The organism is Extensimonas vulgaris, from assembly GCF_003337425.1.
Classification (GTDB): Bacteria; Pseudomonadota; Gammaproteobacteria; order Burkholderiales; family Burkholderiaceae_C; genus Extensimonas; species Extensimonas vulgaris.
Genome location: NZ_QPJU01000002.1, coordinates 489,411 through 505,303 on the forward strand (window position 1 = coordinate 489,411; position 15,893 = coordinate 505,303).

Sequence of the window (15,893 nt, forward strand, 5' to 3'; positions counted from 1 at the left end):
AAATAAAGGCCTTTTTGCAGGATGCCCATCAGGGTTTTCACCGATGCGCGGGAGGCGACCAGACGAGGCGACGGCAGGAAAATGGCCTGCTTTCTTCAGGAGACTACGCCCTATGAATATCACCGAACTCTTGCGCCGCAGCGCCCTTGCGTATGCCGAGCGGCCCGCCGTACTGGCGGGCGACGAGGTGTTGATGAACTACCGCACGCTCGGCGCCCGTGTGGCTGCGCTCGCGGGTTTTTTGCAGGGCCAATGGGGCGTGACGCCGGGCGAGCGCGTGGCGATTTTTTCCGCAAACTGCCCGCAGTACCTCGAGGTGCTGCACGCCGTGTATTGGGCCGGTGCGGTCACAGTGCCGGTCAACTACAAACTGCATGCCAAGGAACTGGCCTACGTGCTCGCCGACGCCGGGGTGCGCTGGGTGTTCGTCTCCGCAGAGCTGCGGGAGGCGGCGCTCGCCGCGGGTGCGGATGCGGCGCACACGCTGGTGCTTGGCAGCCCGGCGTACGAGCAGGCCGTGCAGCACGCACCCCTGGCGCTGCAGGAGCGCGCGCCCGACGACCTCGCCTCGCTGTTCTACACCTCGGGCACCACGGGCCGGCCCAAAGGGGTGATGCAGACGCACCGCAACCTGCTGACCACGACGCTGTGCTACTTTTCCGACGTGGACGACATTGCGCCCGAGGACGCCATGGTCTATGCCGCGCCCATGTCGCACGGCGCGGGCATCTACAACTACGCGCAGATGCAGCGTGGCGCGCGCCACGTGGTGCCGCGCTCGGGCGGCTTCGATCCGGCCGAGCTCGTGCGGCTCGCGGCTTCGGTGGGGCGGCTCACGCTGTTTGCCGCGCCCACCATGGTGCGCCGCCTCGTGGAGCACGTGAAGGCGACGGGCGCCGATGTGTCGGGTTTCAAAACCATCGTCTATGGCGGCGGGCCGATGTACGTCGATGATCTGCGCGAGGCGCTGCGCGTGATGGGGCAGCGCTTCGTGCAGATTTACGGCCAGGGCGAGAGTCCGATGACGATCACGGCGCTCGCGCGCACGCACCTGGCCGACACCAGCCACCCGCGCTGGCTGCAGCGCGCGGCTTCGGTGGGGGTGGCGCAGGCGGCGGTGCAGGTGCGCGTGGTCGATGAGGCCGGCAACACCTTGCCGCCCGGCGCCCTGGGCGAGGTGGTGGTGCGCGGGCCGAGCGTGATGCCCGGCTACTGGCGCAACCCCGAGGCCACGGCCAAGACGCTGCGCGACGGCTGGCTCTACACGGGCGACGTGGGACAGTTCGACGAGGATGGCTTTCTCACGCTGCTCGACCGCTCCAAGGACGTGATCATCTCGGGCGGCTCGAACATCTACCCGCGCGAGGTCGAGGAAGTGCTGCTGTTGCACCCGCAGGTGCGCGAAGTGGCCGTGGTGGGCCTGCGCGACGCCGAATGGGGCGAGGTGCCCGTGGCCTTCATCGTGGGCGACGAGGTGAGCGCCGAAGAGCTCGACGCGCTGTGCCTCGAACACATCGCGCGCTTCAAGCGCCCCAAGCGCTATGAGTTCGTCGAGGCGCTGCCCAAGAACAGCTACGGAAAAGTGCTCAAAACCGAGCTTCGCGCCCTATTGACGGGCGCTTGAAGCTCATATTTTGATAGTTTTTGCGGCCTGCGGTCAGTGGGCTTCCTGGATGCGCCGCGCGAGGTGCGCGAGCGCCTCTTGGACCTGATCGACGAGGACCAGGCACAGGTCGCCCGGCTGCAGGCGCGCAAGCGCCTTGTCGATGGCGAGGAACTCGCCGCGTACCTCCTCGACGTGGTGGGCGCGCTTGGCACTGGCCAGGCCTTCGCGCAGCAATGCGATGACTTCGCCATCGGCACGGCCGCGCTGGGCGGCGTCCTGGTAGAGGATCACGTCGTCGAAGGCGTCGCCCAGAATTTCGGTCTGCACGCGCAGGTCTTCATCGCGCCGGTCGCCCGCGCCACTGATGACCACGCTGCGCCGCCGCGCGGGCAGGGCGTCGATGGCGGCCACCAGGGCGCGCATGGCGTCGGCGTTGTGGCCATAGTCGGCGATCACCGTGGCGCCGCGGTAGTCCATGAGGTTGAAGCGCCCCGGCGCGTTGTCGGTGTCGTTTACGAAGCCCGAGAGCCCGCGGCGTATGGTCTGCCAGGGCAGGCCCACGCCCCAGGCCGCGGCCACGGCGGCCATGACGTTTTCGACCTGAAAGCCGATGCGCCCGTTGCGCGTGATGGGCACGTCGCGCAGGTGGATGGCCTCGCGCCACGAGCCTTCGGCGGCGATGATGGAGTCGCCATCGACGTACACCGTGCGTTTGCCCTGCGCGCGGTGCGTGGCCATCACGGGGTGGTGGCGGTCGCTCGCGAAGTAGATCACCTGGCCCGGGCAGGCCGCGGCCATGGCCGCGACGATGGGGTCGGCGGCGTTGAGCACGGCGTAGCCCGTGGGCGCGACGTTTTGCACGATCACGCGCTTGAGCACGGCCAGGTCTTCGACGGTGGTGATGTAGTTCAGGCCCAGGTGGTCGCCCGCGCCGATGTTGGTCACCACGGCCACCTGGCAGCGGTCGAAGCCCAGGCCCTCGCGCAGGATGCCGCCGCGCGCGGTCTCGAACACGGCGGCGTCCACCTCGGGGTGCAGCAGCACGTTGCGCGCGCTGCGCGGGCCCGAGCAGTCGCCGCTGTCGATCTGGCGGCCGTCGACGTAAACGCCGTCGGTGTTGGTCATGCCCACGCGCTGGCCATGCGCAGTAAAGAGGTGCGCGATCAAGCGTGTGACGGTGGTCTTGCCGTTCGTGCCCGTGACCGCGACCACGGGGATGCGCCCATCCTGGCCGTGCGCGAACAGCCGCTCGACGATGGCCTGGCCGACGTTGCGCGGCTTGCCGTAGGAGGGCGCAAGGTGCATGCGCAGCCCCGGCGCGGCGTTGACTTCGACGATGCCGCCACTTTGCTCCTCGAGTGGGCGCAGCACGGTTTGCGCGACCATATCCACGCCGCAGATGTGCAGCCCCACCATCTGCGCGGCGGCCACGGCGCGCGCCGCGACCTCGGGGTGCACGTCGTCGGTCACGTCGGTGGCACTGCCGCCCGTGGAGAGGTTGGCGTTGTTGCGCAGGATCACGCGCTGGCCCTTGGCGGGCACCGATTCGGGCGTGAGGTTTTGCGCCGCGAGCCGTGCGAGCGCGATGTCGTCGAGGCGGATTTTGGTCAATGCGGTGGCGTGGCCCTCGCCGCGGCGCGGGTCCTGGTTGACCTGCTCGACCAGTTCGCGCACCGTGTGCTGGCCGTCGCCCAGCACCTGCGGCGGGTCGCGCCGCGCCGCCGCGACGAGCTCGTCGCCCACCACGAGCAGGCGAAAGTCATAGCCAGGCAGGTAGCGCTCGACCATGACGGTGCCGTATTCGGCCGCGCTGCGGTAGGCTTCTTCGAGCCCGGTGCGGTCGACGATGTTCACCGTCACGCCCTTGCCCTGGTTGCCGTCCTGCGGCTTCACGACCACGGGCAGGCCGATTTCGAGCGCCACTTGCCAGGCCTCGTCCACGCTCTCGACCGGGCGACCGCGCGGCACCGGCACGCCCGCGGCATGCAGCAGGCGTTTGCTCAGGTCTTTGTCCTGGCCAATGGATTCGGCCACAGCGCTCGTGGAATCGATCTCGGCGGCCTGGATGCGGCGCTGCTTGGAGCCCCAGCCGAACTGCACCAGGCTGCCGCGCGTCAGGCGCCGCCACGGAATGCCGCGCGCCGCCGCAGCCTCGACGATCGCGCCGGTGCTCGGGCCCAGGCGCTCGTCTTCGTAGAGCGCTTGCAGCTGCGCGATGGCTTCGTCGGCGTCGAAGTTGCCTTGCCCGAGCGCCGCCGCGATGAGGCGCTGCGCATCCTCGAACGCCTGCCGGCCCACGGCCTCTTCGCTGTATTCGACCACCACCTGGTACACGCCGGGATCGACCGTGGCCGTGGTGCGCGCAAAACTCACCGGGCAGCCGGCCTGCGCCTGCAGCGCGAGCGCCGCGGCCTGCAGCACGTGCGCGAGCGACACTGCGCCGCCGCCCTCGGGGTGCAGCGCGCCGATGGCTGGAAAGAGCGCGCGCAAACGCGCCTCGAAGCCGGGCAATTGGTCTATGGAGCGCTCTGCCTCTGCGCAAGCCACTATGGCTTCGATAGAAGTGTGGCGGCTCCAGAGGTTGGGGCCGCGCAGCGCGCGGATACGGGATACTTCCATGAGAGTCTCTTGGGGAGGTTGTCGAGCCAGTGTCGCCCGAATAGCGTGGCTGTATGAATGAAAACGCGGGTCAGACTTGGGCTGCTGCCATCTCGGTCAAGGGCAGCGCAGGCTCGAAGGTCTTGATGCCCGCGGCGATCAGGTCGGGCGAGATGTCGAGTGCCCAGGCTGCACCGATCGCGGCGAGCAGTGCCTCGGTGTCGGGCACCACGGCGTTGCGCCCGAAGCACAGGTCTGCGAGCGCGCCGAGCACCTGCTCATGGCTGCCCGTGGCCAGCACCACCTGCCCCTGGCGCAGCAGCACGGCGCGGCCGTGGTCGCGCGCGCGGTGCTGCGCGACCACCTCGAGCGTGGGGTCTTGCGCGTACAGCACAACGCTGCCGTCGCACAGCGGCGCGAGGCCCGCCACGAGCGGGTCGGCCGCGTGCAGCACGGCTGCGCCCTCGGGCAGCACCACGTCGACCTGGGTGCGCAGCACCTTGACCATTTGTTCGCGCTCCTGGATGTCGAATTCGGCCAGGTCTTGCGCGCCCTCCATGTCGGTGACCACGCCAACCTGGCAGCGGTCGTACGCGAGGCCGTCGCGCAGGATCGCGCGCGCGTCGTTTTCTATCACCGCGGCCTGCACCATTTTGTTCACGAGCAAGCGGTGCGCGGCTTCCCAGTGGGCACTGTCGCTGGCGTCGACGCGGCGACGATCGAGGAACAGGCCCGCGCGGCAGGCCAGCCCGGTGTGGCGCCCGCTCAGGTGCACAAGCCAGGCCACGAGCCGTGCGATCAGCGACGTGTTGCGGCTGCCTGCCACACCCACCACCGGGATGCGGCCCGCGGGCTGGTGCGCGTCGTCCGAAGGAAACAGGTGTTCGACGATGGCCTGTCCGACGGGCTGCGGCGCCCCCACGGCGGGCTTGAGGTGCATGAGCAAGCCCGGCCCGGCATTGACCTCGACGATCGCGCCACCTTGCTCCTGCAGCGGCCGCGCGATGTCCTGCGCCACGAGGTCTATGCCCGCGATGTCCAGCCCCACCACCTTGGCCGCAAGGGCTGCGGTGTAGGCGACTTCGGGGTGCACTTCGTCGGTGCAGTCCACGGCCACGTTGCCGTTGCGCTGCACCACGACCTGCTGGCCCGCGGCGGGCACGGCGTCGGCATCCAGGCCTTGGCGCTGCAGTTCGAGCTGCACGGCGCGGTTGCTGCGCACGTCGATGAGTTCGAGCGGATATTCCTCCTCATAGCCGCGGCGCGGGTCGGAGTTGAGTTGCGCGTCTATGAGCTCGGCAACCGTCGACGTGCCGTTGCCGGTGATGCTGACCACTTCGCCGCGTGCAGCTGCAACCACCTTGGAGCCTACGACCAGCAAGCGGTGTTCGCTTCCAGGAATGTAGCGCTCGACCATCACTTCGCTGCCCTCGGGTTCGGCCACGCGAAAGGCCGCTTCGATGTCCTCGTGCTGGCGCAGGTCCAGCGTCACGCCGCGGCCGTGGTTGCCGTCCGAGGGTTTGACGACCACGGGCAGGCCGATGTCCTGCGCCGCCTCCCAGGCTTCCTCGGGGCTGTGCACGATGCGGCCTTCGGGGATGGGCACGCCGCAGGACTGCAGCAGGCTTTTCGTGAGGTCTTTGTCGCAGGCAATGCCTTCGGCGATGGCGCTCGTGAATTCGCTCTCGGCCGTCCAGATGCGCCGCTGGCGCGCGCCGTAGCCGAGTTGCACGAGGTTGCCATCGTTGAGGCGGATGTGCGGAATGCCGCGCTCGGTCGCGGCGCTGACGATACACGCCGTGCTCGGGCCCAGGTAGCGCTCATCGACCTCGGTGCGCACGCGCGCCACGGCGGCGGCGACGTCGAAGGGCTGGTCGTTGATCGCCGCCATGAGCAGGCGATGCCCCTGCGCGAGCGCCATGCGCGCCACCTGCTCGTCGCGTGCGCGAAACACCATGCGATACACGCCGCGCTGCGAGGTGCTGCGCGTCTGGCCGAAGCCTGTGGGCATGCCGGCGAGGTTGAGGAGCTCGATCACCACGTGTTCGAGGATGTGGCCGCACCAGGTGCCCTCCTGCAGCCGCTGCAAAAAGCCGCCGCGCTCGCCCACGCCGCAGTGGTGCTCGATCAACGCCGGCAGCCAGGCGGTCAGGCGCTCGGTCAGGCCGGGCAGGCGGTTCGAGGGGTAGTCCTCGAGCGCTCCCAGGTCCAGCCACACTTCGAGCGCCGGGCGATAAGTCCAAATGTTCGGGCCGCGCAGGTAATGGATGCGCAGCAAGCGGATGTCTTCGAAGGTTTGGGCCATAAAGTGGAAGAAAGGAAGAGGGACGGCGGTAGGCGTGGCAGTAGGTAGCCGTTTGCGGTTGCTATTGTGAGGCCCATGAGACCCAGCGCGAAATGGCGGCTTCGGCCGGCTGGAGCGTGTGGCGGGAGATAATCCCTGCCACACTAGACTCTTTATTAATCACCCTGCTCGTGGATACCTCTGATGTCTTTTCCGGCGCTGCCGGGGCGGCGCTGCGCGCCGAGCTTGCCTCCGATGAAAACGTGCTGGCCGTGTTACAGGTTGACCTGAGTGCCGATCTGCGCTTCACCGAGGGTTGGCTCGTGCTCACGAACCGGCGTCTGCTTGACTGCAGCGGCGGAGCTGCCGCCTGGCGCTCTTGGCCGCTCACGCCGGGCTGGAGCCTGCGCCTCTTTGACCATGCAGGTGTCGGCACCTTGGAGCTGCATTCGGCGCAGGCGCGCGTTGCCTTGTGGCGCTTTACCCAATCTCGACATGGCCAGGCGCTGCGGCTGCTGCAACGCTTCGAGCAACAGATGGCCGGCGGCGCTGCGCATGAAGTCTCCGAGGCGCCCCTGTGTCCCGTCTGCCACACGCCGCTGCCGCCCGACAGTGACGAATGCCCGGCGTGCGCACGCGCCCAGCCGCCGCAAACCTCCACCTGGGTGCTGCTGCGCCTGTGGCGGTTTGCGCGGCCCTACCAGGGCAAGCTCATCGCGGGGTTTTTGCTCACGCTGGCCTCGACCGCGGCCACGTTAGTGCCGCCGTACCTGACCATTCCGCTGATGGACGACATCCTGATTCCGTTCCAGAACGGGCAGGCGATAGACCCCGCCCTGGTCACGCTGTACCTGGGTGGCTTGCTGCTGTCGGCGGTGTTCGCCTGGGGACTGAGCTGGGCGCGCACCTACATCCTCGCGCTCGTGTCCGAACGCATTGGCGCCGACCTGCGCACCACGACCTACGAGCACCTGCTGCGCCTGTCGCTCGATTATTTCGGCGGCAAGCGCACGGGCGACCTCATGGCGCGCATAGGCTCGGAGACGGATCGCATCAACGTGTTTTTGTCGCTGCATGCGCTCGATTTCATCACCGATGTGCTCATGATCCTGATGACCGCGGTGATCCTGTTTTCGATCAACCCCTGGCTTGCGCTCGTCACGCTGGTGCCGCTGCCCTTCATCGGCTGGCTGATCCATACCGTGCGCGACCGCCTGCGCACCGGCTTCGAGAAGATCGACCGCGTCTGGTCTGAAGTGACCAACGTGCTCGCCGACACCATTCCCGGCATCCGCGTGGTCAAGGCCTTTGCGCAGGAGCAGCGCGAAGCGCAGCGCTTTCGCGAGGCCAACCAGCACAACCTGGAAGTCAACGACAAGCTCAACAAGACCTGGGCCTTGTTCTCGCCCACCGTGTCCTTGCTCACGGAGATCGGCTTGCTGGTGGTCTGGGCCTTTGGCATCTGGCTCGTGGCGCGCCACCAGATCACGGTCGGCGTGCTCACGGCTTTCATTGCCTACATCGGGCGCTTTTACGGCCGGCTCGACTCGATGAGCCGCATCGTCTCGGTCACGCAAAAAGCGGCCGCGGGCGCCAAACGCATCTTCGACATCCTCGACCACGTGAGCAACGTCCCCGATCCGGCCCACCCCGTGCCGCTGCCGCAGGTGCGAGGTGCGATCAGCCTGCGCAACGTGGGTTTTCGCTACGGCAGTCGCACGGTGATCCGTGGCTTGAATCTGGACATCCACCCCGGCGAGATGATTGGCCTCGTGGGGCACAGCGGCTCGGGCAAGAGCACGCTGGTCAACCTGATTTGCCGTTTCTACGACGTCAGCGAAGGCGCCATCCTGGTCGATGACGTGGACATCCGCCGCTTTGCCGTGTCCGAATACCGGCGCCACATCGGACTGGTGCTGCAAGAGCCCTTCCTTTTTTTTGGCACCATTGCCGAGAACATCGCCTACGGCAAGCCCGATGCCTCGCGCGAGGAGATCGTTGCTGCGGCGCGCGCCGCGCACGCGCACGAATTCATCCTGCGCCTGCCGCATGGCTACGACTCGCTCGTGGGCGAGCGCGGCCAGGGCCTGTCGGGCGGCGAACGCCAGCGCATCAGCATCGCGCGCGCGCTGCTCATCGATCCGCGCATCCTGATCCTCGACGAGGCGACTTCGGCCGTCGATACCGAAACCGAAAAAGAAATCCAAAAGGCGCTCGACAACCTGGTGCAAGGGCGCACGACGATCGCCATCGCACACCGCCTCTCGACGCTGCGCAAGGCCGATCGCCTGGTCGTGATGGATCGCGGCGAGGTGGTCGAAGTCGGCCCGCACGACGCGCTCATGGCACGCCAGGGCGCGTATTGGCGGCTGTACCAGGCGCAGGTGCGCCGCGCCGAGGAAGACGCCGAGGCTGCGGGCGTGGTGATCGAAAGCAGCCTGCTGCATTCGGCGCACCCCGCAGGGGACGTTTGACGCGAAGGAAGGCTTGCATGGAACCGAAGATTTCCCCTGCTTCTGCCCTGACGGCTGGCGCAGACATGCTGCAGCGCGATGCGCACGGGCGCCTCGTGCTGACCATGGCGGACGGCAGCGTGCACGAAGACGTCACGCCCGTGCGCGCCTTTCCCATCGCCGCGCCCCAGGAAGGGCTGGCGCTGCTGGGCCCCGACGGACACGAAATCGTTTGGGTCGCGCGCTTCGATCGCTTGAGCGCTGCGGATCGGCAGCTCGTCGAAGAGGAGCTCGCGGTGCGCGAGTTCACGCCGACGATAGAAAAAATCCTCGCCGTTTCGAGCTTTTCCACGCCCAGCACCTGGCAGGTGCAAACGGATCGTGGAGCAGCGCAATTCGTGCTCAAGGGCGAGGAGGACATCCGCCACCTGGGCAGCCGCACGCGCTTGCTGATCGCTTCGAGCGATGGCTTGCAGTTCAAGATACCCGATGCCACCGCGCTCGATCGCCATTCGCGGCGCTTGCTCGAGCGTTTCCTGTGATGCGGTCATGGCAGACACCGACCATTCGCCCCTCATCGATCCGCTTGCCGCCGCGCGCTGGCATGCAACGGCGCCCGCCAAGGCGCCTTGGCTGCACGAAGAAGTGGCGCGGCGCATGCAAGAGCGCCTGCAGTGGATGCGCGCCGCACCCGCCACATGGTGCCATTGGGAGCCGGTGCGCGGCGGCCTGCAGGCCCATGCCCTGATCAGCCAGCGTTATCCGCACGCCGAGTGCGTGGTCGTCGAAACCGTGCCGGGCCACGCGGCCGTGGCGCGCGAAGCCTTGGCGCAGCCCTGGTGGCGCCCGCTGCGCTGGCGCGCTCCGAAAACGCGCTTTGCGCTGCCAGCGCCAGGGAGCGTACAGATGCTTTGGAGCAACATGGCGCTGCACATGCAGGCCGATCCGCAAGCGCTGCTGGCGCAATGGTTGCAGGCACTGGCGGTGGACGGCTATGTGATGTTTTCCTGTCTTGGGCCCGATACGCTGCATGAATTGCGCATGCTTTATGCCGAGCTCGGCTGGCCGCCGCCCAGCCATGCGTTTACCGACATGCACGACTGGGGAGACATGTTGATCGCAGCGGGTTTTGCCGAGCCCGTCATGGACATGGAGCGCATCACGCTGACTTTCGCGACGCCCGAGCGCCTGCTCCAAGAGCTAGCCGAACTGGGCCGCAACTTGCACCCACAGCGTTTCGCGGCTTTGCGCGGGCGGCGCTGGCGTGAGCGTTTGTGTGCGGTCTTGGCGCAAAAACTGGCCGATTCGCGCCACGGCGGGCAGCTCGCGCTGAGTTTCGAAATCATCTATGGCCACGCGCTCAAGCCCGCGCCGCGCGTGCGCATGCAGCCGCAGAGCCACATTTCTTTGCAAGACATGCGGGCCTTGCTGGGCGCAGGCCCTCCAGTGAAATCTCGAGTAAATTCTTTGTCAATGATCTAGAACAAGCCGCGCTACAATTCCCAGCGAACGGATGATTGGTTTGGATCGTATCCCGGCGGTAGGTGCGTTTGCGTGTTCATGCGCACCAAAGCAGCCATTGATGCAGGCAGAGCGTTTTCAGGTGAGTCACATGGTCTTTCGTTTTGCCACCGTGACGGGGCAGCGTGTCGATTGGCGTCTTGCGCGCAATTGTTCGGTGACTCCCGCCCAGCTTGGCGGGCTGTACCTTTCTTTGTGTGCCGTATCGCTGGGGATTGCCTTGTTTTTTTGGACACGTGGCGCATTGCTCGTGCTGCCGTTCACGGGGATCGAGATCATTGCCGTAGGAATCGCGTTCGTCTTGTATGGGCGCCATGCGGCAGACGGTGAGAGGATTTCGCTCGAAGGGGCTCGCCTCGTCGTGGAGCGGGAAACTGCAGGGCGGCTAGAGCGTGCAGAGTTCGACCGCCAGTGGGTTCGCGTCGAACCCAAGACCGGGGATCGCTCTCTGATCACCTTGTCTGCACAAGGCAAAGTGATGGAAGTTGGGCGCTTCGTGCGTCCGGAATTGCGTGCGGCATTGGCCTCGGAGATTCGTATGGCTTTGCGCGCTGCCTGAATTTGCAGACGGTGGCGCATCCGGTGGACTGAGGGTTGGTTTTCAATCGAGACAGAGAAACAAATGGAACATAGCAACAAGAGCATTTCCAACAGACTGGCGCATCTTGCGCTCGCTGCGGCGGCATGGACGGCGGGGGCTGCGCATGCCGTTCAAAGCCTGCCCGGTGGTCCGGCAGTGCGGCAGTTGAACCTGACGTCGCCCGCGACCAAAATTGCCGAAGAGCAGCATTTCCTGCACTGGATGATGCTCATCATCTGTGCGGTGATCTTCATTGGCGTTTTTTCCGTGATGTTTTATTCCATCTGGAAACACCGCAAGTCGCGTGGCGCGCAGCCTGCAAGCTTCCACGAATCGGTGGCCGTCGAAGTGGCCTGGACGGTCGTGCCTTTCATCATCGTGATCCTGATCGCCCTGCCGGCGACGAAGGTCATCGTCGCACAAAAAGACACCACCAACGCCGATTTGACGGTCAAGGTCACGGGCTACCAATGGAAGTGGGGCTACGACTACCTCAATGGCGAGGGCGAAGGGCTTTCATTCATTTCCACCCTCGACAGCAGTCAGCGCGCCATGTCCGACAGCGGTGACGTGAGCCAGGCGCCCGCCGACTACCTGCTGCGTGTAGACAACCCGCTGGTCGTTCCGGTGGGCAAAAAGGTGCGCATCATCACCACGGCCAACGATGTGATCCACTCATTTGCCGTGCCGGCATTCGGGATCAAGCAGGATGCCATCCCCGGTTTTGTGCGCGACACCTGGTTTCGTGCCGAAACGGTTGGTGATTACTACGGGCAGTGCTCCGAACTTTGTGGCAAAGAACATGCCTATATGCCGATCCACGTGAAGGTCGTATCGGCGCAGGATTACACCAACTGGGTGGGTGAACAAAAGAAGATCGCTGCCGCCAAGCTCGACGATCCGAGCAAAGTCTGGACGCTAGCCGAACTCATGGCGCGCGGTGAGAAGGTCTATGCGGCCAACTGTGCCGCCTGCCACCAAGCCAACGGCAAGGGCGCGGGGCCGATCAAGCCGCTCGATGGTTCGGCCATCGTGCTCGACGAAGACCATGCAAAGCAAATCCAGGTCGTGCTCCATGGCCGCCAGGCATTGGGAATGCCATCGTGGTCGCAGCTCAGCGACACTGACATTGCGGCCGTCGTCACCTACACCAAGAACAATTGGTCCAACAAAACGGGGCAGCTTGTGCAGCCCGCAGAGGTCGTGGCCCAACGTGGCAAGTGATCATCGTCTTTTTGCAGTGAGGAATCCGAAATGAGCGCAGTTCTCGACCACCATGGGCATGCAGCCGACCACGCCCACGACAGCCACGCGCCGAGCGGCTGGCGGCGCTGGGTCTTTGCCACCAACCACAAAGACATAGGCACTTTGTATCTTTTGTTCGCCTTCACCATGCTGATGGTCGGTGGCGTGCTGGCCCTGCTGATTCGTGCCGAGCTGTTCCAGCCCGGCCTGCAGCTGGTCAATCCCGAGCTCTTCAACCAGCTCACGACCATGCACGGCCTGATCATGGTGTTTGGCGCGATCATGCCGGCCTTCGTGGGCTTCGCGAACTGGATGATCCCGCTGCAGATCGGCGCGTCCGACATGGCGTTCGCGCGCATGAACAACTTCAGCTTCTGGCTCATGATCCCGGCGGCGATCATGCTGGTGGCGTCGTTTTTCATGCCCGGCGGCGCGCCGGCTGCGGGCTGGACGCTCTACGCACCGCTCACGCTGCAGATGGGGCCGTCCATGGATGCGGGCATTTTCGCGATGCACATCCTTGGCGCGAGCTCGATCATGGGCTCGATCAACATCATCGTGACCATCCTCAACATGCGCGCGCCGGGCATGACGCTCATGAAGATGCCCATGTTCTGCTGGACTTGGCTCATTACCGCGTACCTGTTGATCGCCGTGATGCCCGTGCTCGCCGGCGCCATCACCATGACGCTGACCGATCGCCATTTCGGGACGAGCTTCTTCAACCCCGCGGGTGGCGGTGATCCGATCATGTACCAGCACATTTTCTGGTTCTTTGGCCACCCCGAGGTGTACATCATGATCTTGCCGGCTTTCGGCATCATCAGCCAGGTGGTGCCCGCGTTTGCGCGCAAAAAGCTGTTCGGCTATGCCTCCATGGTCTATGCGACGTCCTCGATCGCGATTTTGTCGTTCATCGTCTGGGCGCACCACATGTTCACGACAGGCATGCCGGTCACGGGTCAGCTGTTTTTCATGTATGCGACGATGCTGATCGCCGTGCCCACGGCCGTGAAGATTTTCAACTGGATTGCCACGATGTGGCGCGGCTCGATGACCTTCGAAACCCCGATGCTGTTCGCCGTGGGCTTCATCTTCGTGTTCACGATGGGCGGTTTTACGGGGCTGTTCCTTTCGATGGCGCCACTCGACATCCAGCTGCAGGACACTTACTACGTGGTCGCCCATTTCCACTATGTGCTCGTGGCCGGCTCGCTGTTTTCGATGTTCGCAGCCTTTTATTACTGGAGCCCGAAATGGACGGGTGTGATGTACGATGAAACGCGCGGCAAGATCCACTTCTGGTGGTCGCTGATCTCGTTCAACGTCACCTTCTTCCCCATGCATTTCCTGGGCTTGGCCGGCATGCCGCGCCGCTACGCCGACTATCCGATGCAGTTCGCTGATTTCAATGCGATCGCATCGATAGGTGGTTTCGCTTTCGGCTTGGCGCAGGTGTACTTCTTCTTCTTCATCGTGTTGCCCGTGATGCGCGGACAGGGTGCCAAAGCGCCGCAAAAACCATGGGAAGCCGCCGAGGGCCTCGAATGGGAAGTTCCCTCTCCTGCGCCGTTCCACACGTTTGAGACGCCCCCGAAGCTCGACGTCACGGCAACGCGCGTGATCGGCTGAATGGTGTGAATGGCTTTTGCATGACGACCCCAGAGCAAAAAAAGAGCAATCTGCGCATGGCGTTGATCCTGGCATCGGTGGCGCTGGCCTTTTTCCTCGGCTTTGTGGCCAAGGTGGCATGGCTGTCGCATTGAATCCGCATTGGGTGATGGCGTTTTTGTCATGAGTATTCGCAGTGAAAACGCCAAAATGGTGGGCAAGCTGGCTGTGGTTGCGGCCGGCATGTTCGCCTTTGGCTATGCCTTGATCCCGCTGTACAAGCACATTTGCGAACTCACCGGGATCAACATCCTCTCGTTGGCCGAGCTCGATGTGCCCGGTGGAGCGGGCAAGGGTGCGAAGCTGCCCGCGAATACGCAGGTGGACACGAGCCGCACCATTACGGTGGAGTTCGATGCGAATGCGCGAGGCCCCTGGGCGTTCAAGCCTGCGGTGCACTCGATGCAGGTGCACCCTGGCGAACTCGCCACCGTGATGTATGAGTTTCAGAATACGCAGAACCGGCGCATGTCGGCACAGGCCATCCCAAGCTATGCACCGCGCCAGGCGGCGGCGCACTTCAACAAGCTCGAATGCTTCTGCTTCAACCAGTACACGCTCGAGCCAGGTGAGAAAAAGCAGTGGCCGGTGGTGTTCGTGATCGATCCGCGCTTGTCCAAGGATGTCACTACCATCACCTTGTCCTACACGTTTTTTGAGGTCGGCGGCAAGACGCCCGCGCCGCCGCAACAGGCGGCATTGGCCGCGGCAGGAGCTGGCGCATGAGCGGACAAGACCCTCCACAGTCACCGCTGCAGCGCAAGGGTTCGCTGGGGCGTACGGTGCGGGCGGTGGCCTGGTCGCTGATCGGTCTGCGCAAAGGCAGCGAATACCAGCGGGACATCGAAAAACTCAACCCGCTGCATATCATTGCGGTGGGCTTGTTCGCGGTGTTCTTGCTCGTAATAGGCTTGATCGCCCTGGTCAAAATGGTCGTCTGATGGCGTAGATTCGTTGGTTCGAAAACCGAGAAACAAAGATTGAAATCGAGGAGCTGAAATGAGTGCAACAACCCACGGCACGACGCCGTACTACTACGTGCCTGCCGAGTCGCGCCATCCCGTCATGGCGGCGATCGGACTGTTTTTCGTGATCCTCGGTGCAGGCCAGTGGATCAACGGCCACGAATGGGGCAAGTATTCGCTCGCGCTCGGGCTGGTGTGGTGGCTCTCGGTGCTGTACCAGTGGTTTCGCGATGCGATTCGCGAGAGCGAGAGTGGTCTGTATGGCCGCAAGATCGATCTTTCCTACCGCTGGGCCATGAGCTGGTTCATTTTTTCCGAAGTGATGTTCTTCGGGGCCTTCTTCACGGCTTTGTGGTGGGCGCGGTCGCATTCCATTCCTGCCCTGGGAAGCCTGGACAACCAGCTGCTCTGGCCCGATTTCAAGGCCGTGTGGCCCAGCGCTGTGCCTGGCGCGACGGGCTCGCCCGCCGGTATTGTCGAGCCCTTCGAGACTGTGGGTCCGTTCTGGTTGCCGACCATCAACACGGCTTTGCTGCTGAGCTCGGGCGTCACACTCACGATTGCCCACCACGCATTGCGCGCCGACCAGCGTAGCAAGACCATTGCCTTCATGTGGCTCACGGTGCTGCTGGGTTTCATCTTCCTGTGCGTGCAGGGGTACGAGTATTACCACCTCTATACCGAGGCAAACCTCAAGCTCAGCTCGGGCATTTATGGCTCGACCTTTTTCATGCTCACGGGCTTCCACGGCCTGCATGTGTTCATCGGCATGCTGATGCTGTTTTTCATCACGCTGCGCCTGCAAAAAGGCCATTTCACGGCCGAGCGCCATTTCGGCTTCGAGGGGGCGGCCTGGTATTGGCACTTCGTCGATGTGGTCTGGCTCGCCTTGTACGTGCTGGTGTATTGGATGTGATGCGCAACGCAGCAAAAAAGCGCCGGGAGGCGCTTTTTTGCTTTGGGCACGCTT

13 protein-coding genes are annotated in these 15,893 nt (G+C 64.6%); 11 read left to right on the forward strand and 2 right to left on the reverse strand.

Translation table 11 applies throughout. The features are described 5' to 3' along the window. Positions 1-112 precede the first annotated feature (112 nt). A complete protein-coding gene (locus tag DFR45_RS05210) occupies positions 113-1,624 on the forward strand; it encodes an AMP-binding protein (RefSeq protein ID WP_114482611.1) in 1,512 nt (503 codons plus the stop codon). Positions 1,625-1,657: 33 nt separating this feature from the next. Here DFR45_RS05210 and cphA read toward each other — a convergent pair whose 3' ends face one another. Together cphA and DFR45_RS05220 are read right to left on the reverse strand one after the other, a co-directional pair. After that, positions 1,658-4,225, reverse strand: coding sequence for a cyanophycin synthetase (gene cphA / locus DFR45_RS05215; protein ID WP_114482612.1), 2,568 nt, complete (start codon positions 4,223-4,225; stop codon positions 1,658-1,660). Between the two features lie 70 nt (positions 4,226-4,295). Further along, positions 4,296-6,509 (reverse strand): cyanophycin synthetase, encoded by a 2,214-nt coding sequence (locus DFR45_RS05220; RefSeq protein ID WP_114482613.1) that lies wholly within the window; start codon positions 6,507-6,509, stop codon positions 4,296-4,298. Positions 6,510-6,679: 170 nt separating this feature from the next. Here DFR45_RS05220 and DFR45_RS05225 point away from each other — a divergent pair, with 170 nt between their 5' ends. The 10 genes from DFR45_RS05225 to DFR45_RS05265 all read left to right on the forward strand — a co-directional run bounded on the left by DFR45_RS05225 (position 6,680) and on the right by DFR45_RS05265 (position 15,839). Then, positions 6,680-8,962, forward strand: a complete 2,283-nt coding sequence (locus DFR45_RS05225) for a cyanophycin metabolism-associated ABC transporter (protein WP_114482614.1) — start codon at positions 6,680-6,682, stop codon at positions 8,960-8,962. A gap of 17 nt (positions 8,963-8,979) precedes the next feature. After that, positions 8,980-9,483, forward strand: a complete 504-nt coding sequence (locus DFR45_RS05230) for a cyanophycin metabolism-associated DUF1854 family protein (RefSeq protein WP_114482615.1) — start codon at positions 8,980-8,982, stop codon at positions 9,481-9,483. Between the two features lie 7 nt (positions 9,484-9,490). Further along, the gene (locus DFR45_RS05235) at positions 9,491-10,423 is read left to right on the forward strand and encodes a methyltransferase domain-containing protein (protein WP_114482616.1); all 933 of its coding nucleotides are present in this window, start codon (positions 9,491-9,493) and stop codon (positions 10,421-10,423) included. Positions 10,424-10,523: 100 nt separating this feature from the next. Beyond that, complete coding sequence (locus DFR45_RS05240; protein WP_174564674.1) at positions 10,524-11,021, forward strand: DUF2244 domain-containing protein; 498 nt, start codon at positions 10,524-10,526, stop codon at positions 11,019-11,021. Positions 11,022-11,084: 63 nt separating this feature from the next. Beyond that, a complete protein-coding gene (gene coxB / locus DFR45_RS05245) occupies positions 11,085-12,266 on the forward strand; it encodes a cytochrome c oxidase subunit II (RefSeq protein ID WP_114482617.1) in 1,182 nt (393 codons plus the stop codon). A gap of 30 nt (positions 12,267-12,296) precedes the next feature. Then, the gene (gene ctaD / locus DFR45_RS05250) at positions 12,297-13,919 is read left to right on the forward strand and encodes a cytochrome c oxidase subunit I (RefSeq protein WP_114482618.1); all 1,623 of its coding nucleotides are present in this window, start codon (positions 12,297-12,299) and stop codon (positions 13,917-13,919) included. A gap of 20 nt (positions 13,920-13,939) precedes the next feature. Beyond that, a complete protein-coding gene (locus DFR45_RS14585) occupies positions 13,940-14,053 on the forward strand; it encodes a cytochrome oxidase small assembly protein (protein ID WP_211306508.1) in 114 nt (37 codons plus the stop codon). A gap of 28 nt (positions 14,054-14,081) precedes the next feature. Continuing rightward, a complete protein-coding gene (locus tag DFR45_RS05255; RefSeq protein ID WP_114482619.1) occupies positions 14,082-14,684 on the forward strand; it encodes a cytochrome c oxidase assembly protein in 603 nt (200 codons plus the stop codon). Then, the gene (locus DFR45_RS05260) at positions 14,681-14,899 is read left to right on the forward strand and encodes a DUF2970 domain-containing protein (RefSeq protein WP_114482620.1); all 219 of its coding nucleotides are present in this window, start codon (positions 14,681-14,683) and stop codon (positions 14,897-14,899) included. The genes DFR45_RS05255 and DFR45_RS05260 overlap by 4 nt, the downstream gene beginning before the upstream one ends. A gap of 58 nt (positions 14,900-14,957) precedes the next feature. Further along, complete coding sequence (locus tag DFR45_RS05265; protein WP_114482621.1) at positions 14,958-15,839, forward strand: cytochrome c oxidase subunit 3; 882 nt, start codon at positions 14,958-14,960, stop codon at positions 15,837-15,839. The last annotated feature ends 54 nt before the right edge of the window (positions 15,840-15,893 follow it).